Here is a 19,071-nt window from a genome sequence, read left to right on the forward strand (position 1 = left end):
TTGTTCACTGCCCTTAATTCCCATAGAAATACTTGTTTTTATAATGAAGTATGATATATTCATTATCGGGTAATAGATACATAAGAGATAAAGGGGCCGTATGAGCAAAAATGCCCCTGATACAGGCATATTTATTCAAAAAATGATAATGGAGTTGAGATATATGCTTCACCAATTTTCACGAAACGAACTTGCGATTGGCCAGGAAGGCCTTGAAACAATGAAAAACAGTACAGTGGCAGTCCTTGGAATTGGAGGAGTGGGCTCATTTGCTGCAGAAGCATTGGCGCGTTCAGGAGTCGGGAAGCTCATTTTAATTGATAAGGATGATGTTGATATTACCAATGTCAACCGCCAGATCATTGCTTTGGTTTCGACTGTCGGGAAACCGAAGGCAGATTTAATGAAGGAACGCATCAACGACATCAATCCTGACTGTGAAGTGATTGCTTTAAAAATGTTTTATACAGAAGAAACTTATGAGGAGATTTTTGCTTACGGGCTGGATTATGTAGTAGATGCCAGTGATACGATTTCTTATAAAATTCACCTGATCAAGGAGTGCCTGAAGAGGGACATCCCGATGATTTCGAGCATGGGCGCAGCCAATAAAATGGATCCGACCAGGTTCCAGATTGCTGATATTTTTAAGACGCATACCGATCCGATTGCCAAGGTGATCCGCACCCGTCTGCGCAAAGAAGGAATCCGCAAGGGGATTCCGGTTGTGTTTTCAGATGAAAGCCCGATTGTGATCCGTGAGGAGGTAAGGAAGGAAGTAGGCAAGGACGATGCCAAAATCCGCAAAGCGAAAATGCCTCCTTCTTCGAACGCATTTGTTCCTTCTGTAGCCGGACTGGTCATGGCAAGCTATGTGGTGAGGGATCTGCTGAAGGATATTAAGATTGTTAGGGTTAATGATAAATAAGGAAGCATTTTTGAAGAGCACTGCAGTTAATGTGGTGCTCTTTTATATGGGTTCAAGACGAAATTTTCCACTTTGAAGGGGGCTGTTGATTTGCGTTCCAGGCACTTCGCTTTCCGCGGGGCGGAGTTGAGCCTCCTCGGAGCAAGCTCCTGTGGGGTCTCAACTCTTCCGCTATTTCCCGCAGGAGTCTACGTGCCTTGCACTCCAATCAACAGGGTTTTTAACTTTATTCGGCAGTGCTAAGATCCTGAATTAAAATCTTTTAGTGCTTACAAATAAGGCATGATCTCAGTCTTTTGGTTCTTCGGTTGGAGGCATTAGCAAATGAAGTATAATGTTGAGAGAGCATATGAGAATAAATTCTCCTTTTTAGAGGGGGGCTGTTGATTTGCGTTCCAGGCATTTCGCTTTCCGTGGGGCGGAGTTGAGCCTCCTCGGAGCAAGCTCCTGCGGGGTCTCAACTCTTCCGCTATTTCCCGCAGTAGTCTTCGTGCCTTGCACTCCAATCAACAGGGTTTGATAACTTTATTCGGTAATGAAAAGATCTGCAATCTATTCCAATTGGTTACTATAAATTAGACAATATTTTAATGAACCACTTTAACCCCAATTCCAGCTTCCTCGGCCATGATCCCCGCTTCTTTCAGTATCCCGAACATTTCCTCATATTTCTGAAGGTATTCCTGAAGTTTTGAATGTTTGTCTTCTAATTCCTTTTCCAGGAGCTTGTTTCTTTCTGCGAGTTTGGCCGACTCCTCCTGCAGTGCTTTTTGTTCATTTACGAGCGGAATTAAGGACTGCAGCTTTTGAAGGAATGCTAATCCATTGCTGAGGTCCAGGATATCTCCAGGAGCAGGATCTTCACGATCATCCTGCTTCACAGAAAGAGCGTCCTGATATTTCAGCAGACTGTTATACCTTGCCCTGCAGGCAGTAGCCGTTCTTGCAAGCTTTTGGGCGGCATCTTCATAGCAGGCCTGTTTCGTACGTCCCTGGTTTGTTCCTTCTTCGATTGCTTCCATGAGGAGCCGGTCCTCTTCGGCAGTCCATTTTTTATTTTTGGCTGTCATGCTCCGCCCTCCTTTTCCTTTATTTCTTATCGTCACCTGCACAAATGATCTTATTCAACAAAAGGGGCTGTCCCTGTGTGTGGACAGCCCCTTTGTAAGTTGAGATTCTTCATCTGCTTTTGTTAAGTTTTTCATATATAGCTGCGAGGGCCTGTTCGAATTTACCGGTTGTTTTAGGCTCATAATAGATTTTGTTCTTTATTTTATCAGGCAGGTACTGCTGCTTCACCCAGCCTCCGGGAAAATCATGGGGATATTTATAATCAATCCCTCTGCCAAGCTCCTTGGCGCCTTTGTAATGGGCGTCCTTCAGGTGCTGGGGCACTTCGCCGCTTTTGCCGGCCCGGATATCGGCGATTGCTGCATCAAGGGCAGAATAAGCTGAGTTTGATTTGGGAGATAAGCATAATTCAATCACTGCATTTGCCAGCGGGATGCGCGCCTCCGGAAACCCGATTCTTTCAGCGGTTTCAATGGCTGCGAGGGTGCGGGCACCAGCCTGCGGGCTTGCAAGCCCGATATCTTCGTACACAATGACAAGCAGTCTCCTGCTGATGCTCACAAGATCTCCGGCTTCTATCAGTCTTCCCAGATAATGAAGGGCGGCGTTTACATCGCTGCCGCGGATGCTTTTCTGGAATCCAGACAGTACATCATAGTGTGCATCACCGTCCTTATCATGGACAAAGCTTTTTCGCTGCAGGCATTCTTCGGCAGTACCGAGAGAAATGCTGATCACTCCATTTTCATCTTTTTCTGTTGAGAGGACTGCCAGCTCAAGGGCATTAAGGGAGCTGCGCACATCCCCGTTGGAGGAAGAAGCCAAATGGGACAGTGCATCCTCATCTATTTCAACTTTTTCATTCCCAAAGCCGTTTTCTTTGTCCTGCAGGGCTCTGAGCAGGCTTTTCTTTATATCCTCTTCAGAAAGCGGCTTAAGCTCAAAGATTTGGCAGCGGCTCCGTATTGCGGGATTGATTGCATGGTAGGGATTGCTTGTTGTGGCGCCGATCAGCACGATCATCCCATTCTCCAGGTAAGGAAGGAGAAAATCCTGCTTGGCCTTATCCAGGCGGTGAACCTCATCAAGGAGGAGTATGACTTTTCCGGACATCTTGGCTTCAGCAGCCACAACTTCCATATCCTTCTTATTATTTGTAACAGCATTCAATGTCCGGAAGGCAAATTGTGTGCTGCCGGCAATGGCGCTGGCTATCGAAGTCTTTCCGATCCCCGGCGGCCCGTAAAGGATCATGGAAGAAAGCTGCCTTGCCTTCACCATTCTGTATATGATTTTCCCTTCGCCGACCAGATGTTCCTGGCCGATGATATCTTCAATTGATTTAGGCCTCATGCGGAAGGCAAGCGGCTTGGTATTCATTATGCATCTCTCCAGCCAATGTAGTTGATAGCGGATGAGCGGTTTCCCGATCCGATTCTTATCATTAGTGTACCGCAAATGGGTTTCTAAAGGAAAAAGGAAGGCTCCTGCCGGCAGCAGAAGGGCGGGCGCCTTCTGCATAAAGACACGAAAATATGCTATAATGTCAAAAGTCTATATAATTACTAAGCATTTTGGTAAAATTTAATATAAAAGCCATTCTGGCACAGGGAGCAGAAGAAACCAATGATAAGAAAAAGAAAGGGGCAGACAGGGCCCCGTTTTGCAGTGTTTTTTTCAGGCCTTCTCATTATGGCCCTTGGCATCGTGCTCCTTATAAAGGCCGAGCTTGGGGCAACACCCTGGGATGTCCTCCATGTCGGCCTTTTTTATCAGGCAGGCCTGACGATCGGAAGCTGGTCAATCATTGTAGGGCTCGTCATTCTGACGGCCGCTGCCTTGCTTTCAGGGGAGATCCCCCAAGTCGGGGCATTTCTGAATATGCTTTTAATCGGAGTGTTCATTGATTTTTACATGATGCTGCCTTTCATGCAGACTCCAGGCAGTCTGGGTGGAAAAATAATTATGCTTGTCGCTGGCATCATTATTAATGCTTATGGAATGGGGCTTTATATCTCCGCCCAATTCGGGGCAGGGCCCCGTGACAGTTTGATGATTGCCCTGGCAGCCAAGACAGGCCGGAAGATCCGCGATGTCCGCGGTGCTATGGAGCTGCTGGTCCTGGCTGCAGGCTGGCTGCTCGGCGGACCGATTTTCTGGGCGACAATTCTTTATACGCTTGTCATCGGGCCGCTGGTGGGGCTTGCCCTGCCGCAATGCCAGACATTGACAGATAAATGGCTTGAAAAGCTGCGCAGCAAAAAGGGAGGCATAAGTGCTCCTTCATTTAAAGAACAAGATCGAGGTGCAAGTTCATGAAGATTTCCACTAAAGGCCGCTATGGCTTGACTATTATGATTGAATTGGCTAAAAAACATGGAGAAGGGCCGATCTCCTTGAAATCTATCGCCCAGACAAATGATCTTTCCGAGCACTATCTCGAGCAGCTGATTGCTCCGCTCCGCAACGCCGGACTTGTCAGAAGCATTCGCGGTGCCTATGGCGGATATGTGCTTGGCCATGAGCCTGCCGATATCACTTCAGGCGATATCATCAGGGTGCTTGAAGGGCCGATCAGCCCAGTCGAAGGCATTGAAGACGAAGAGCCTGCGAAAAGAGAGCTTTGGATGAGGATCCGGGATGCTGTCAAGGAAGTGCTGGACAGCACGACGCTGGAGGATCTGGCAAACCATACAGACAGCGGCGAATCTGATGCTTATATGTTTTATATTTAGTCCCGGCACCGGCTTTTTGCGAGCGGGCTGGATTTTAAAAAACACACAGCTGGGCATAGCTGTATAAAAGGAATTCAATTAGAAGGTGAATGGATTGGATAGAATTTATATTGATCATGCTGCAACCTCTCCCATGCATCCGCGCGTCATTGAGCGGATGCTTGAAGTAATGCAGTCAGATTTCGGGAACCCGTCGAGTATCCACTTTTATGGAAGAAGTGCACGGAATATTGTCGATGAAGCAAGGGAATCCCTTGCCAGGAGCATCGGTGCGCATGCAACTGATATCATCTTTACGAGCGGGGGCACAGAGGCTGATAACCTGGCGATCCTTGGAACTGCTGCAGGCCGCCCGGACGGAGGGCATATCATAACAACTGAGATTGAACACCATGCGGTTCTCCATACCTGCAGGCAGCTTGAACAGCAGGGCTTTGAAGTCACTTTTCTCCCTGTAGATGAAACCGGGATTATAAAAGTGGAAGATGTCCGGAAAGCGCTGAGGGATGACACGATTCTCGTGACAATCATGTACGGCAATAACGAGGTCGGGACCATCCAGCCGATCAGGGAAATTGGTGCACTCCTGAAGGATCATCCTGCCTATTTCCATACTGATGCTGTCCAGGCATACGGGCTGGAAAAACTGGATGTGAATGAACTGAATGTGGATTTCCTTTCAGTATCGGCCCACAAAATCAATGGGCCAAAAGGGATCGGCTTCCTGTATAAAAACAAGGCTGCAAAGCTGTTTTCCCCGAGGATGTATGGCGGGGAACAGGAAAGGAAGCGCCGTGCAGGCACGGAAAATGTTGCTTCTATAGCCGGTTTTCAGGAAGCTGTCAGCATTGCCTCCGAAAACAGGGATGAAAGCGTCCGGAAATACCGTGAATTCAAGCGGGTCTTCATGTCAAAGCTTGAGGAAGCCGGTGTGGAATTCTTCCCGAACGGATTACTTGATAACACGCTCCCCCATGTTTTAAACTTAAGCTTTCCCGGAACTAACGTCGAAAGCATGCTCGTCAATCTCGATCTGGCAGGGATAGCCGCATCAAGCGGCTCTGCCTGCACAGCAGGATCGATCGATCCGTCGCATGTCCTTGTAGCCATGTTTGGAAAGAATTCCGGACGGCTGGCCAATTCGATCCGCTTCAGCTTCGGATTTACAAATTCCGTGGAGCAGATTGCAAAAGCCGGGGAAGAAACGGCAAAAATCATCCAGAGGCTTAGGAAATAAGCTCTCTGTCATATTGGCAGCAGCCAAAGGGGAGAAGGAAACATTTCTGCCCTTTACGATAAAAGCCGAAACACAAGAGAGGTGAGGAAGATGGCAAAATCCCCTAAAGATACCCGGGTGGTCGTCGGAATGTCAGGAGGTGTCGATTCATCTGTGGCCGCACTGCTTCTTAAAGAGCAGGGCTATGATGTTATCGGCATTTTTATGAAAAACTGGGACGATACAGACGAGAACGGCGTCTGTACCGCAACAGAAGACTATGAAGATGTCATCAGGGTCTGCAACCAGATTGGCATCCCTTATTATGCTGTTAATTTTGAAAAACAGTATTGGGATAAAGTATTTACGTATTTTCTTGATGAATATAAAGCAGGCCGCACGCCAAATCCTGATGTGATGTGCAATAAGGAAATTAAATTCAAAGCGTTTCTTGAGCACGCGATGAGCCTTGGCGCAGATTACCTCGCGACAGGGCATTATGCGAGAGTGGAGCATGGGGAAAATGGCGTGAAGATGCTGCGCGGACTTGATGAAAATAAAGACCAGACTTACTTCTTGAACCAGCTCACTGAAGAGCAGCTTTCCAAGGTCATGTTCCCGATCGGCAGCATAGAGAAATCCGAGGTAAGGGAAATTGCCAAGAAGGCCGGTCTTGCCACAGCTGCGAAAAAGGACAGTACAGGAATCTGCTTTATTGGCGAACGCAATTTCAAAGAGTTCCTTGGCAACTATCTGCCTGCACAGCCCGGCAGCATGGAAACAATGGAAGGCGAAACGGTAGGGAGACATGACGGCTTGATGTACTATACAATCGGCCAGCGCCATGGACTTGGCATCGGCGGTGCAGGCGATCCCTGGTTTGTCATCGGGAAGGACCTGAAGCGCAATGTTTTATACGTTGGCCAGGGCTTCGACAATGAAAAGCTCTATTCTGATTCCATCATTGCTGACAAGGTCAGCTGGGTTTCAAAAGCGCCAGGCGAAACTTTCGAGTGCACAGCAAAATTCAGATACCGCCAGCCGGATAATTCAGTAACAGTCACACTGCTTGAGAATGGACAGGCAAAGGTAACCTTCCATTCGCCTATCAGAGCTGTTACACCTGGCCAGGCTGTCGTGTTTTATGATGGCGAAGTCTGCCTTGGAGGCGGAACAATCGACCGCGTATTCAACAATGAACAAATGCTGACATATGTCGGCTGAGCAATGCCCCGGTCCAGCAGGAATCGGGGCTTTTTTCTGGAATGAAGTATCGGCTTACGCCAAGCAGAAATCGGCCGCGTCTTTATGATATAATTTCTGCAGACGCCCTTATGGTGCAATATTGCTTTTTAAGGAAACAGGGTGGGACGCATCTGCGCGTGCTTCCTTGCATTACATAGATGGAGAGTGGTTTATATGGATAAAAACCAGCATGGAATTGAGCTTATGAGAGAAGGGAAATGGGAGGAAGCTGCCAAGGTCTTCATGGAGGCCATCAGTGAAAATGGCACTGACCCTGTTTCATATATAAATTTGGGCAATGTTCTTGCCGCGGCTGGGGAAAACGAACAAGCCCTTAAATTTTATCAAAAGGCCATTGAAATTGATGAAAATGCCGCTGCTGCCTATTACAGTGCAGGCAATCTTTATTTCGAAGCAGACCAGCTGGATTTGGCCAAAAATATGTTTGAACAGGCAATGAGAAAGGGGCTCGAATCAGCCGATAATTATTTCATGCTCGGACTCACACTGATGCAGCTGGATCAGGCCAGGCTGGCTCTGCCTTACCTGCAGCGAAGCACTGAACTGAATGGGGAGGATGCTGAAGCCCATTTCCAGTACGGACTCTGCCTTGCCCAGCAGGAATTGATTGACGAAGCAATCGTCCAGTTCAGCCGCTGTGTGGAAATTGACCCTGATCATGCCGATGGCTACTACAATCTTGGTGTAGCATATGGATTCAAGGAAGAAGCTGAAAAGGCGCTTGCAATGTTCGATAAAGCACTGGAAATCCAGCCGGATCACATGCTTGCTGGATATGGCAAGAAATTGATTGAAAAAAGCTGACAAAACGAAAAAATCAGCCTGCTTTTAGGAAGGGGGAATAATGATGGAGAAGCAGGATTCTCTGGATCTTTTTGCCGAACAGGGCAAATTCATCAAAGGGAAGCATCTTGTGACTATTTTTCATAATGAATCAAATCTATATACAGTGCTCCGGATCCGGGTGGAAGAGACGAATCATGAATATGACGACAAGGAAGCTGTCATCACAGGCTATTTCCCGAAGGTGCATGACCATGAATCGTATATTTTCTATGGGGAATTCAAGGAGCACCCGAAATTCGGCCTTCAATTCCTGGCGAATCATTTCCGAAAGGATATCCCCCAGACCAAGCAGGGCGTAGTAGGCTATCTTTCCGGCGAGCTTTTTAAAGGCATCGGGAAAAAGACGGCAGAATCTATCGTAGATAAACTTGGGGAGAATGCGATTTCCAGAATCCTCAACCAGCCCTCCCTCCTGGACGAGATCCCGAAACTTCCTTCTGAAAAAGCAAAGCTCCTTTACGACACACTTATGGAGCATCAGGGTCTGGAACAGGCAATGATTGCACTGAATCAGTATGGCTTCGGCCCCCAGCTGAGCATGAAGATTTATCAGATGTACAAGGATGAGACGGTCCAGCTTCTGCAGACCAATCCATACAAGCTGGTTGAGGATATTGAAGGCATCGGCTTCGGCAGGGCGGATGAGCTTGGCTACCAGCTTGGCATTTCAGGAAGCCATCCTGACCGCATCAAGGCGGCATGCCTGTATATCCTGGAAACAGAAAGCATGCAGAACGGAAATGTTTATGTGCATGCCCGCACCCTCCTGGAAAAAGCCAGGTCGCTTCTTGAAGAAAATAAAAGAGATCAGATAGAATACAGCTCCATCTCCCAGGAAGTTATCAAGCTCGAAGAAGAAGGCAAGATCATGGCAGAAGATAAGCAGATTTATCTGCCCTCACTTTATTTTGCTGAAAAGGGGCTTGTAACGAGCATCAAGCGGCTGCTGCAGCAGACCGAGTATGATGAACAATTCCCTGAGTCGGAGTTCCTGCTTGCCCTTGGCAGCCTTGAGGAAAGGATAGGTGTGCAGTACGCCCCTTCGCAAAAAGAAGCAATCCAGACCGCTCTGATGAGTCCCATGCTTATCCTGACGGGGGGACCGGGAACGGGAAAGACAACAGTCATCAAAGGTATAGTCGAACTGTACGCTGAGCTGCATGGCTGCTCACTGGATCCGAAGGATTATAAAAAGGAAGAGCCTTTCCCGTTCCTCCTGGCCGCCCCGACAGGAAGGGCCGCCAAGCGGATGTCCGAATCGACCGGCCTTCCTGCTGTAACGATCCACAGGCTGCTCGGCTGGAATGGAACGGAAGGCTTTGACCACCATGAAGACAATCCGCTGGAAGGGAAAATCCTGATAGTCGATGAAACCTCCATGGTAGACATCTGGCTGGCGAACAAGCTGTTCAAGGCTTTGCCGGAAAACATCCAGGTCATCCTGGTAGGAGATGAAGACCAGCTGCCTTCAGTCGGACCCGGCCAGGTGCTGAAGGATCTGCTTCTTTCAGAAAAAGTGCCCACTGTCAGGCTGACAGATATTTACCGGCAGGCAGAAGGCTCATCCATCATTGAGCTGGCGCACGAAATCAAAAAAGGCGGTCTTCCTGATGATATCGCGGTCCAGCAGGCCGACAGATCATTCCTTAAGTGCAGCCCTGCCCAGATTGCCGATGTGGTTGAAAAGGTAGTCCTGAATGCCAGGAAAAAAGGCTACAGGTCCAGGGATATTCAGGTTCTCGCTCCCATGTACAGGGGGCCGGCAGGAATTGATAATCTGAATAAGATCCTTCAGGAAATTTTAAACCCCAATCCTGATGGCACCAGGAAGGAGCTATCTTTCGGTGATGTGAAATACAGGGTGGGCGATAAGGTCCTTCAGCTGGTCAACCAGCCGGAAAATAACGTATTTAACGGCGATATGGGCGAAATTGTATCTGTCTTCTATGCAAAGGAAAATACCGAAAAGCAGGATATGATCGTTGTTTCTTTTGATGGTAACGAAGCAACCTATACAAGGCAGGACCTCAGCCAGATCACGCTTGCCTACTGCTGCTCTGTCCATAAATCACAGGGAAGCGAGTTTCCGATTGTCATTATGCCGATCGTCCGGAGCTATTACCGCATGCTCAGAAGGAACCTGATTTATACAGCCATTACGAGAAGCAGACAGTTTCTCATCCTTTGCGGTGAAGAATCAGCGCTGAGATCCGGGGTGCAGAGGGCGGATGAGCAGGCAAGGCTGACTTCCCTGACAAAACGGCTTCAGGATGCTCTTGGGGAAGCTCCAGAGCAGACAGGCCAGGAAGAAGCAGGCGAAGAAGCCGAAGAGGTTCCATACGAAGTAAAGCTCATGAATGCAGATCCCATGATAGGCATGGGATCCATCACTCCTTATGACTTTTTGGAAGAGAAAGCATAATCAGGCAGATTCCTGAACAGACTGAAGAATATCATATTTCAGTCGCAGAGGTGCTGGCAAATGAGAAAATGGAATCAGGAAAGCGCTCCGAACAATAATCTCCCCGCAGCAGAAATTAAATCATCAGAGCTGATCGGAAACGGAGAAGAACTCCAATTTTCTGAAGAGCTTTCAGATGGCGGAGAAAGAAATGAAATCATTGAAAGAGCTGAAAAAGAATGAGAATGAACCTGTCCGGCGCAGTCGCCTGGCAGGTTTTTTCTGTTAAAGATTTTACAATTTGAAAGACTTGTGGAAAATTTCCAACTCTTGATCCACGTCAAGCAGCTGCGCCGAGGTCACAAGGCAAACCTCCCAAAAAGGCAAAGAACGCCTTTCCGGGAGGTTTGCCTTGAGGCCCCCAGGATGGGGGTCATGCAGACGTTGCCACAGGACGTGGGGTTCTTAGTCTGCGTTCCTTAAGGTGATCAAGGCGCTTACGCTTTTGTTCCTGTTAGTTAAGGTAAATTTTTAGCCTCATAATTCAAGGGCGGGGGCAGACAATAATAATGTTCGGGAAGGTGGGACGATCTTTGCGGACTTTTTCCTTGCTGAAAGGGATGCCTGTCTTTGACATGGAGAACGGGACTTCAGTCGGTGAAGTGCATGATATATGCATTTCAGAGGAAGGAAGCATCACCGGTCTTCTCCTCCGCAAAGGCGCATTTCTGAAGAAAAATTTTCTGATTCCCTTTGCATCCATTGCAAGCTTTGGCAGCGGCGGAGTGATGATTAAAACAGCTTCCGGGCTTTCTCCGGTAAAACGTCTTTCCGGCTATACCTTTGAAAATCAGCATCGGATCTGCGGTAAGATGCTGATTTCCCGTGAGGGGGAGCAGCTCGGCCTTCTGGAGGATGTATATTTTCTGGAAGAATTGGGCACGATTGTAGGGTATGAGTTATCAGATGGCTTCTTTTCGGATATAACCGAAGGAAAAAAGGTAGTCAATTCAGATGAACCGCCTGCATTTGGAAAAGATGCCATCATTGTTAACGCTAAGAATTAGCCGTTTGCTCTTTCTGAACAGGCTGGCTTGCCAAACAATGCGAGGTGTCCACCATATGTTAAAATGCCCTAACTGCCAAAGCAAAGATATTGGAAAAATCGGGATAAACCAATATTATTGCTGGAGCTGCTTCATTGAGCTGTCCTTGTCAAAAGGAGTCATCAGCACCCATCAGGTAGAGGAAGACGGGACCCTGAGCTCCCTGGATGACCTGTTTGATGAAGATGACCGCCGCTATATACTATGAATAGAAGAGGTGACAGCATGAACAGACTAATGACAACAGCTCTTCTCATCGGCGCCGGCATGGCAGCCCAAAATTATATACAAAAAAATGACATCATGTCTTCAAGGCAGATGAAGAAACTTCAAAACAGGATTGTTCGTTCATTTTCATGATTCTATCCCCCATTCCGGGGGATTTTTGCATATTTTAAGCTTCCTGCTTCACACTACAAATGAGGTGGGAAAAATGGATATCCGGTTGAAATGGTTTTACAGGCTTGGTTTCCTTCTGCTGCTTTTCATTGTCTTATTTACATTTTTAAAGCTTCAGCCGTTGTGGCTCCCGGTCATCAGGACGCTTTTTATTATTATCTTTCCATTTGCAGCTGCAGCGTTTATTACATATCTTCTTCATCCGGTAGTTGAGCGTCTCCATGAAGCAGGCCTCCATCGCGGCCTGGCCGTCATCATCATCTATACCCTTTTCTTTGGGGGAGCAGGCTATGCGCTTTACAAGGGGCTTCCGGCCATTATAGTCCAGATCAGGGACCTGGCTGAGCACGCTCCGCAGCTGGCCGACCAGTACCGGGAGTGGCTTCTTCTTCTCCAGTCGAAGACGTCCCAATGGCCTGAGCCTGTCCAGCTCAGGATCGATGAAGGAATCCAGTCGCTAGAAGCCTCTCTTGACAGGCTTCTCTCAAGGGCGATGGCATTTGCAGGGGCTATTCTGAACTTTGCTTTGATTCTGATCATTATTCCGTTTATATCCTTTTATATGCTGAAGGACTTCCTGCTGATGAAAAAAGCAGTCTGGTATCTCACGCCAAAAAAATGGAGGGAAAGCGGAAGCCTGTTCCTTCGGGATGCTGATAAATCATTGGGAAGCTATATACGGGGGCAGCTGCTTGTATGTGCAGTCATCGGTGCGTTGAGTTCCCTGTTCTTCTGGATTGCTGGCATAAAGTATCCGCTTCTTTTAGGGGCAATCATCGGGGCAACGAATGTTATACCTTATTTTGGCCCGATCATCGGGGCGGTGCCGGCTGTACTGATTGCTTCTACCATGTCAGTGAAAATGATCATTTTTGCGGCAGTCATCGTCATGGTTCTTCAATTCCTGGAAGGAAACATCCTGTCTCCGCTGATTGTAGGCAAGAGCCTGCATATGCATCCGCTCCTTATTATGTTTTCCCTGCTGGCAGGCGGGGAAATCGCCGGTGTTGCCGGCCTTATATTGGCAGTTCCAGTGCTGGCCGTCCTTAAAGTAGGCGCCATCCATGCGAGAAGGCACTTTACAGCAAAACCGGCAGCCGAATAGCGGATGTCAGGAGTAAAAATGAAACCGCCTGAAAAGAACAGATTGACAAATCAATTTTCATATCAGTATAATGCGACTATACGATAATTGAAGATAAGAACAACATGAAGAAGGATCGAGTATGTTATAGACCATCCTGGCATCTCTTTTATAAGTGGTGCACCAGAGAGGAATTCCGCGGCTGAAAGGATTCCGGATGAAGAATAACAGAACGCTAATCCTGAGTGCAGCTAATCCCTGCCGTTCTCCGCGTTAAGGAGCTTGAGAGACGAAAGTTTACTTTCGTAATCAGGGTGGTACCGCGAGCAAGCTCTCGTCCCTGTCCAGGGATGAGGGCTTTTTGTGTTGTTTTTAAAGAATTCTTCGCTGCCCTGCACTTGAAGCAATGGCGGCAAAATAAGATCAGGAGGAAATTCTAATGAGAAATCTTACAGGTTCAGAAATACGCCGGCTGTTTTTAGAATTTTTCAAGGAAAAAGGCCATTCTGTAGAACCGAGTGCGCCACTTGTGCCCAACGATGATCCTTCATTGCTATGGATCAACAGCGGTGTGGCAACATTGAAGAAGTATTTTGATGGCAGGGTGATACCGGAAAACCCAAGGATTACCAACGCCCAAAAATCAATCCGCACAAATGATATCGAGAATGTCGGCAAAACGGCGCGCCACCACACTTTCTTTGAAATGCTGGGGAACTTCTCGATCGGCGACTATTTTAAGGAAGAAGCAATCGACTGGGCATGGGAGTTTCTGACGGATGAGCGCTGGATTGGATTTGACAAAGAAAAGCTGTCAGTCACCATCCACCCGGAAGATGAAGAAGCCTTCAGCATCTGGACGAATAAAATCGGAGTGCCTGAAGAAAGGATTATCCGCCTTGAGGGCAACTTCTGGGATATCGGGGAAGGCCCGAGCGGACCGAACACCGAGATTTTCTATGACAGGGGACCAGAGTATGGGGATGACCAAAATGATCCTGAGCTTTATCCAGGCGGCGAAAATGAGCGTTACCTCGAGGTTTGGAACCTGGTATTCTCCGAGTTCAACCATAACCCGGATGGCACTTATACACCGCTCCCAAAGAAGAACATTGATACAGGCATGGGTCTTGAACGCATGGCATCTGTTGTACAGAACGTGGCAACAAACTTTGATACAGACCTGTTCATGCCGATCATCCATGCAGTGGAGAAGATTTCAGGAAGCAAATATGGGGAAAGCAATGAACAGGACACAGCGTTCAAGGTTATAGCTGACCATATAAGGACAGTTGCATTCGCAATCGGGGACGGTGCCCTTCCTTCCAATGAAGGCAGAGGGTATGTACTGCGCAGACTCCTTCGCAGGGCAGTCCGCTATGCAAAGCAGATCAATATTAACCGCCCATTCATGTTTGAGCTGGTAGATGTTGTCGGGGAAATCATGGCAGATTTCTACCCGCAGGTAACGGAAAAGGCCGAATTCATCAAAAAGGTCATCAAGAATGAAGAGGAGCGTTTCCACGAGACTTTGAATGACGGCCTTTCCATCCTTTCATCTGTCATTAAGAAGGAAAAAGAAAAGGGCAGCAATATTATTCCGGGCTCGGACGTATTCCGCCTGTATGACACTTACGGTTTCCCTGTTGAATTGACAGAGGAATATGCCGAAGAAGAAGGCATGAAGATCGACCAGGACGGCTTTGAAGCTGAAATGGAAGGCCAGCGTGAACGCGCGCGTACAGCACGCCAGGACGTCGGCTCTATGAAGGTCCAGGAAGGTGTGCTTGGCGACATCAAGACTGAAAGCCGGTTCGTCGGCTATGAGGGACTTGAAGCGAAATCTGTCGTCGCTGTCATCATCAAGGACGGGCAAGTGGCCGAAGCAGCCGGGGCAGGCGAAGAAGTGCAGCTGATTCTTGACCAGACTCCATTCTATGCAGAAAGCGGCGGGCAGATTGCCGATAAAGGCGTTCTTGAGGGCGAAGGGGTTAAGGTCATCATTAAAGATGTCCAAAAAGCGCCGAACGGCCAGAACCTGCATAGTGCAGTAGTGGAAAGCGGCATTCTGGAAACCGAAGCCGGCGTCACGGCGAAAGTCGATCCGGATTCCCGGAACAAAGTGATTAAGAACCATACAGCTACCCATCTATTGCACCAGGCTCTCAAGGATGTGCTTGGCACGCATGTAAACCAGGCAGGCTCACTTGTTGGTCCGGACCGCCTTCGCTTTGACTTCTCCCATTTCGGGCAAGTGAAGGAAGATGAACTGGAAAAAATCGAAGAAATCGTCAATGAAAAGATCTGGAGCAGCCTGAATGTCGTCATAGAAAACAAAGGAATCGATGAAGCGAAGGCAATGGGGGCAATGGCATTATTCGGAGAGAAATACGGAGATGTTGTCAGAGTGGTCCAAGTGGGCGATTACAGCCTTGAGCTCTGCGGCGGTTGCCATGTCCGCAATACGTCGGCCATTGGTTTGTTCAAGATTATCTCTGAAAGCGGAATAGGCGCAGGAACAAGAAGGATTGAAGCAGCGACTGGCGAAGCAGCTTACAAGCTTCTTAAGGAACAGGTCAATATCCTGACCGAAGCCGCAGCTTCACTGAAGTCGAGCCCGCGGGATGTGGCTTCCAGGGTGGATGCACTTCTCGGCGAAATGAGGCAGCTTCAGCGCGAAAATGAATCCCTTTCAGCCAAATTGGGCAATATTGAAGCTGGAAGCCTTGTTTCAAAAGCCAAGGAAGAGAATGGGATCACTTATCTGGCTGCAAAGGTTCAGGCAGCAGATATGAACAACCTCCGCAATATGGCGGATGATCTGAAGCAGAAGCTCGGTTCGGCAGTTGTCGTGCTTGGCAGTGTGAATGAAGGGAAAGTGAATCTCATCGCAGCTGTGACAAAGGACTATATCGAAAAAGGCTATCATGCCGGAAAAGTCATCAAAGAGGTGGCAGCACGCTGCGGCGGAGGAGGCGGCGGCCGTCCGGATATGGCACAGGCAGGCGGAAAAGATCCTGAAAAACTGGAAAGTGCGCTTCAATTTGTGGAAGAATGGGTAAAATCCGTTTGATATCGTTTGAAAGTAGTGTAGAATGTAGGTAACTATTAACATTTGCTGTGCGGGGCCGAAAAGCCGGTACAAGCTTCATGAGCTGTGCCGGTTCCGGCCGCAATGCAGAAAAGCGAGGTGTAATGTGATGAGCTCATTTGATAAGACAATGAGATTCAATTTTCCTGAGGAGCCATTTGAACATGATGTAAATGATGTTCTTCTGCAAGTCTATGAAGCACTTCAAGAAAAAGGGTACAACCCCATTAACCAGATTGTCGGGTACCTTCTTTCAGGAGATCCTGCATACATCCCGCGCCATAAAGATGCACGAAATATCATCCGGAAACTTGAACGGGACGAGATAATTGAAGAATTGGTCAAATCGTATTTAAAGCAGCAGCGAGAGGGATAGACTATTATGAGAAGCATGGGGCTGGATGTGGGTTCCAAGACTGTAGGCGTAGCGCTGAGCGATGAGCTTGGCTGGACTGCGCAGGGATTGGAGACCATCCGCATTAATGAAGAAGAAAAAGAGTTTGGTTTTGATCAATTAGGTAAAATAATTAAAGAGTACGATGTCAGCACCATTGTGGTAGGCCTCCCTAAGAACATGAACGGGACGATTGGTCCCCGGGGAGAAGCAAGCCAGTTTTTTGCCGGCGAGCTAGAAAGGCTCTTCGGGCTTCCTGTCGTCCTTTGGGATGAACGCCTGACTACAATGGCAGCAGAACGCGTTCTGCTTGAAGCTGATGTAAGCAGGAAAAAAAGGAAAAAAGTAATCGATAAAATGGCTGCCAGCATGATCCTTCAAGGATATCTGGACAGCCGGAAATGATGAGGTGGCATAATGGAACACGGAGAAAAGAACATTACAATCGTAGATGAAGACGGCAACGAACAATTATGTGAGGTGCTATTCACATTCGACTCTGAGGAATTTGGCAAGTCTTACGTATTATACTATCCTGTAGGAGCAGATGAAGATGATCAGGATGACATCGAGATCCATGCTTCTGCATATGTGCCTGGGGAAAGTGAAGAAGGCGACCTGCTGCCGGTTGAAACAGATGAAGAGTGGGATATGATTGAGGAAATGCTCAATACCTTCCTTGATGAAGAAGAAGGCGAAGAATAAGAGCTGAACCGGTCCTTTAGAGGGACCGGTTTTTCTTTTCTGTTCTAATTTAATCACTGTCTAGCAGCTGGGCCTGCCCCCTCGAGGTCACAAGACAATCCTCCCAAAAAGAACGCCTTTCCGGGGGGGGTGTCATAAGGCCCCCGGGGATGGGTGTCATGCAGGCGTTGCCACAGGACGTGGCGTTATTAGCCTGGGTTCCTTAAGGGTGAGCAAGGCGCTTACGCTTTTCTCAAGGAAAAGAGTGGAAAATTTTTGGTTTTTCGCTAAATTTCGCACGCTGATTTTGAAAGTATAGTATAATAATGCGAGATTATATAAAGGAACAGGCCAAACAGCCTTAGAATCCTGTACACTGAGGGGGATTAGATGTCTGCTGAAGAAAAGAATTCTAAAAAAGACCTGATTCGGCAAAAGATGCTGGAGCGTCAGAGTGAGGCAAAGGTAGTCCGCAAGATTGTGCTGATCATTGCGGCAGTCCTTGTGCTTACAGTCGGCCTGGTTGCCGGAGGAGGCTACTTTTACATAAAGTCGGCTCTTGAGCCAACTGATCCGGGCAATAAGAAGAAAATTCCCGTTGAAGTGCCGATCGGGTCTTCCGTTGGCGAGATCTCACGCCTGCTGGAGGATAAAGGGCTCATCAAGGATGCCCGCGTCTTCAAGTATTATGTTAAGCTTAAAAACGAATCCGGATTCATGGCAGGGGATTATCCTCTGAATCCGTCAATGACAATCCCTGAAATTATTGAAAGCTTGAAGACTGGAAAGGTCGTGCAGGAAGCCGTGTTTAAGCTGGCTATTCCTGAAGGCAATCAGCTTGACCAGATATCCGGTATTATTGCCGATAAAACCGGGCAGAAGCAAGAGGATGTTTTTGCCAAGCTTAATGATAAGGAATTCATCAGCACATTGATGGAACAATATCCAGAGGTGCTGACAGAAGAAATTCTGAATGAAAATATCAAATATCCGCTGGAAGGATATCTCTTCCCTGCAACATACTCATTTTATAAAGAAGATCCAACTATGGAAGAGATTGTGAAAGTTATGCTCGATAAGACACGAGAGGTGCTTGCAGAGTACAGCCCTCAGGCAGAAGAGCAGAATATGACTCCGCACCAGCTTTTGACCATGGCTTCCCTCATCGAGGAAGAGGCTACCCAGCAGGTGGACCGGAATAAAATCGCCAGCGTATTCTACAACAGGATTGAAACGGGCATGCCGCTTCAGACTGACCCGACAGTCCTTTATGCAAAGGGAGAACACAAGTCGAGAGTCCTTTATAAGGACCTTGAAGTGGACTCACCGTACAATACGTACAAAAACACGGGATTGACCCCTGGTCCGATCGCCAACGCAGGCACCATGTCAATTGAAGCGGCCCTTAACCCGGAGGACACGGATTTCCTGTACTTCCTTGCCACCCCGGAGGGAGAAGTCCTATTCTCCAACACACTTGATGAGCATAATGAGAAGAAAGCAGAACACATAACAAATAATTAGAAATGATTCAGGGCTCCCGGCACGTGCTGCAATTGCTTCAGAAGCGTTTCGGGAGGCCAGAAAAAGGGAATGCTGAAACACTCGCATTCCCTTTTTGTTTATGGTAAAATAGTTCAAGTGTTTTATACAGACTGTTTAATTGGCGGATTCTTTCTGCCCGGCACGCTGCAGCGGAACTGCCGGCAGATGCCTATATAGCGATTATTATCTTTCTGCACAGTAAGCCTGTGCATCCTTCATACGCATGTGTGATAGCGTGAACCACAGACAAGCATGGATTGGCTTCACTTAAGCCCTTTTCTGTACGGCCTTCCTTAAGGCTTTGC

Annotated in this window: 19 protein-coding genes; 17 read left to right on the top strand and 2 right to left on the bottom strand. The window is 47.8% G+C overall.

What is annotated here, in order from left to right; all coding sequences use genetic code 11:
- Nucleotides 1–163 precede the first annotated feature (163 nt).
- Nucleotides 164–928, top strand: a complete 765-nt coding sequence (locus ABU165_RS01675) for a tRNA threonylcarbamoyladenosine dehydratase (protein ID WP_318059564.1) — start codon at nt 164–166, stop codon at nt 926–928.
- A gap of 587 nt (nt 929–1,515) precedes the next feature.
- Here ABU165_RS01675 and ABU165_RS01680 read toward each other — a convergent pair.
- Both ABU165_RS01680 and ABU165_RS01685 read right to left on the bottom strand, forming a co-directional pair.
- Nucleotides 1,516–1,998 carry a Myb-like DNA-binding domain-containing protein gene (locus tag ABU165_RS01680; RefSeq protein WP_318059563.1) on the bottom strand — a complete coding sequence of 161 codons (483 nt, stop codon included), beginning with the start codon at nt 1,996–1,998 and terminating at the stop codon, nt 1,516–1,518.
- Between the two features lie 109 nt (nt 1,999–2,107).
- Nucleotides 2,108–3,379: a replication-associated recombination protein A gene (locus ABU165_RS01685; RefSeq protein WP_318059562.1), complete on the bottom strand. Its 1,272-nt coding sequence runs from the start codon at nt 3,377–3,379 to the stop codon at nt 2,108–2,110.
- Between the two features lie 246 nt (nt 3,380–3,625).
- On the opposite strand from ABU165_RS01685, the gene ABU165_RS01690 reads away from it, so the two are divergent.
- From ABU165_RS01690 to mltG, 16 genes are all read left to right on the top strand, one after another.
- Entirely contained in the window at nt 3,626–4,318 is a 693-nt protein-coding gene (locus ABU165_RS01690) for a YczE/YyaS/YitT family protein (protein ID WP_318059561.1), read from the top strand.
- The gene (gene cymR / locus ABU165_RS01695; RefSeq protein WP_009796213.1) at nt 4,315–4,734 is read left to right on the top strand and encodes a cysteine metabolism transcriptional regulator CymR; all 420 of its coding nucleotides are present in this window, start codon (nt 4,315–4,317) and stop codon (nt 4,732–4,734) included. The genes ABU165_RS01690 and cymR overlap by 4 nt, the downstream gene beginning before the upstream one ends.
- Nucleotides 4,735–4,828: 94 nt before the next feature.
- The gene (locus tag ABU165_RS01700; protein ID WP_306009017.1) at nt 4,829–5,971 is read left to right on the top strand and encodes a cysteine desulfurase family protein; all 1,143 of its coding nucleotides are present in this window, start codon (nt 4,829–4,831) and stop codon (nt 5,969–5,971) included.
- 90 nt (nt 5,972–6,061) lie between these two features.
- Nucleotides 6,062–7,174: a tRNA 2-thiouridine(34) synthase MnmA gene (gene mnmA, locus ABU165_RS01705; protein WP_094766992.1), complete on the top strand. Its 1,113-nt coding sequence runs from the start codon at nt 6,062–6,064 to the stop codon at nt 7,172–7,174.
- A 195-nt stretch (nt 7,175–7,369) separates the two neighbouring features.
- Entirely contained in the window at nt 7,370–8,020 is a 651-nt protein-coding gene (locus tag ABU165_RS01710; protein WP_094766993.1) for a tetratricopeptide repeat protein, read from the top strand.
- A 43-nt stretch (nt 8,021–8,063) separates the two neighbouring features.
- The gene (recD2, locus tag ABU165_RS01715; RefSeq protein ID WP_318059635.1) at nt 8,064–10,484 is read left to right on the top strand and encodes an SF1B family DNA helicase RecD2; all 2,421 of its coding nucleotides are present in this window, start codon (nt 8,064–8,066) and stop codon (nt 10,482–10,484) included.
- Nucleotides 10,485–10,544: 60 nt separating this feature from the next.
- Nucleotides 10,545–10,706, top strand: a complete 162-nt coding sequence (locus ABU165_RS01720) for a hypothetical protein (protein WP_009796218.1) — start codon at nt 10,545–10,547, stop codon at nt 10,704–10,706.
- Nucleotides 10,707–11,056: 350 nt separating this feature from the next.
- The gene (locus ABU165_RS01725) at nt 11,057–11,530 is read left to right on the top strand and encodes a PRC-barrel domain-containing protein (protein ID WP_022544220.1); all 474 of its coding nucleotides are present in this window, start codon (nt 11,057–11,059) and stop codon (nt 11,528–11,530) included.
- Between the two features lie 55 nt (nt 11,531–11,585).
- On the top strand, nt 11,586–11,777 hold the full coding sequence (locus ABU165_RS01730; RefSeq protein ID WP_009796221.1) for a hypothetical protein: 192 nt from the start codon (nt 11,586–11,588) through the stop codon (nt 11,775–11,777).
- 17 nt (nt 11,778–11,794) lie between these two features.
- Entirely contained in the window at nt 11,795–11,929 is a 135-nt protein-coding gene (locus ABU165_RS01735) for a YrzQ family protein (RefSeq protein ID WP_022544219.1), read from the top strand.
- A gap of 73 nt (nt 11,930–12,002) precedes the next feature.
- Nucleotides 12,003–13,073 (top strand): AI-2E family transporter, encoded by a 1,071-nt coding sequence (locus ABU165_RS01740; protein WP_094766995.1) that lies wholly within the window; start codon nt 12,003–12,005, stop codon nt 13,071–13,073.
- 418 nt (nt 13,074–13,491) lie between these two features.
- Nucleotides 13,492–16,125: an alanine--tRNA ligase gene (gene alaS, locus ABU165_RS01745; RefSeq protein WP_253618050.1), complete on the top strand. Its 2,634-nt coding sequence runs from the start codon at nt 13,492–13,494 to the stop codon at nt 16,123–16,125.
- 127 nt (nt 16,126–16,252) lie between these two features.
- The gene (locus ABU165_RS01750) at nt 16,253–16,519 is read left to right on the top strand and encodes an IreB family regulatory phosphoprotein (protein WP_009796225.1); all 267 of its coding nucleotides are present in this window, start codon (nt 16,253–16,255) and stop codon (nt 16,517–16,519) included.
- A gap of 6 nt (nt 16,520–16,525) precedes the next feature.
- Nucleotides 16,526–16,942, top strand: coding sequence for a Holliday junction resolvase RuvX (ruvX, locus tag ABU165_RS01755; protein ID WP_094766997.1), 417 nt, complete (start codon nt 16,526–16,528; stop codon nt 16,940–16,942).
- A 12-nt stretch (nt 16,943–16,954) separates the two neighbouring features.
- Nucleotides 16,955–17,242 (top strand): DUF1292 domain-containing protein, encoded by a 288-nt coding sequence (locus ABU165_RS01760; protein ID WP_009791701.1) that lies wholly within the window; start codon nt 16,955–16,957, stop codon nt 17,240–17,242.
- A 369-nt stretch (nt 17,243–17,611) separates the two neighbouring features.
- Nucleotides 17,612–18,745: an endolytic transglycosylase MltG gene (gene mltG, locus ABU165_RS01765; RefSeq protein WP_094766998.1), complete on the top strand. Its 1,134-nt coding sequence runs from the start codon at nt 17,612–17,614 to the stop codon at nt 18,743–18,745.
- Nucleotides 18,746–19,071: the final 326 nt, after the last annotated feature.

Source organism: Cytobacillus sp. T106 (genome assembly GCF_040492155.1).
Taxonomy (GTDB): Bacteria; Bacillota; Bacilli; order Bacillales; family Cytobacillaceae; genus Bacillus_AB; species Bacillus_AB infantis.

Bases quoted from the DNA above. Each gene is read 5' to 3' on its own strand.
- ABU165_RS01675 (WP_318059564.1), top strand. From the start codon at position 164: ATGCTTCACCAATTTTCACGAAACGAACTTGCGATTGGCCAGGAAGGC.
- ABU165_RS01680 (WP_318059563.1), bottom strand. From the start codon at position 1,998: ATGACAGCCAAAAATAAAAAATGGACTGCCGAAGAGGACCGGCTCCTC.
- ABU165_RS01685 (WP_318059562.1), bottom strand. From the start codon at position 3,379: ATGAATACCAAGCCGCTTGCCTTCCGCATGAGGCCTAAATCAATTGAA.
- ABU165_RS01690 (WP_318059561.1), top strand. From the start codon at position 3,626: ATGATAAGAAAAAGAAAGGGGCAGACAGGGCCCCGTTTTGCAGTGTTT.
- cymR (WP_009796213.1), top strand. From the start codon at position 4,315: ATGAAGATTTCCACTAAAGGCCGCTATGGCTTGACTATTATGATTGAA.
- mnmA (WP_094766992.1), top strand. From the start codon at position 6,062: ATGGCAAAATCCCCTAAAGATACCCGGGTGGTCGTCGGAATGTCAGGA.
- ABU165_RS01710 (WP_094766993.1), top strand. From the start codon at position 7,370: ATGGATAAAAACCAGCATGGAATTGAGCTTATGAGAGAAGGGAAATGG.
- recD2 (WP_318059635.1), top strand. From the start codon at position 8,064: ATGGAGAAGCAGGATTCTCTGGATCTTTTTGCCGAACAGGGCAAATTC.
- ABU165_RS01720 (WP_009796218.1), top strand. From the start codon at position 10,545: ATGAGAAAATGGAATCAGGAAAGCGCTCCGAACAATAATCTCCCCGCA.
- ABU165_RS01730 (WP_009796221.1), top strand. From the start codon at position 11,586: ATGTTAAAATGCCCTAACTGCCAAAGCAAAGATATTGGAAAAATCGGG.
- ABU165_RS01735 (WP_022544219.1), top strand. From the start codon at position 11,795: ATGAACAGACTAATGACAACAGCTCTTCTCATCGGCGCCGGCATGGCA.
- ABU165_RS01740 (WP_094766995.1), top strand. From the start codon at position 12,003: ATGGATATCCGGTTGAAATGGTTTTACAGGCTTGGTTTCCTTCTGCTG.
- alaS (WP_253618050.1), top strand. From the start codon at position 13,492: ATGAGAAATCTTACAGGTTCAGAAATACGCCGGCTGTTTTTAGAATTT.
- ABU165_RS01750 (WP_009796225.1), top strand. From the start codon at position 16,253: ATGAGCTCATTTGATAAGACAATGAGATTCAATTTTCCTGAGGAGCCA.
- ruvX (WP_094766997.1), top strand. From the start codon at position 16,526: ATGAGAAGCATGGGGCTGGATGTGGGTTCCAAGACTGTAGGCGTAGCG.
- ABU165_RS01760 (WP_009791701.1), top strand. From the start codon at position 16,955: ATGGAACACGGAGAAAAGAACATTACAATCGTAGATGAAGACGGCAAC.
- mltG (WP_094766998.1), top strand. From the start codon at position 17,612: ATGTCTGCTGAAGAAAAGAATTCTAAAAAAGACCTGATTCGGCAAAAG.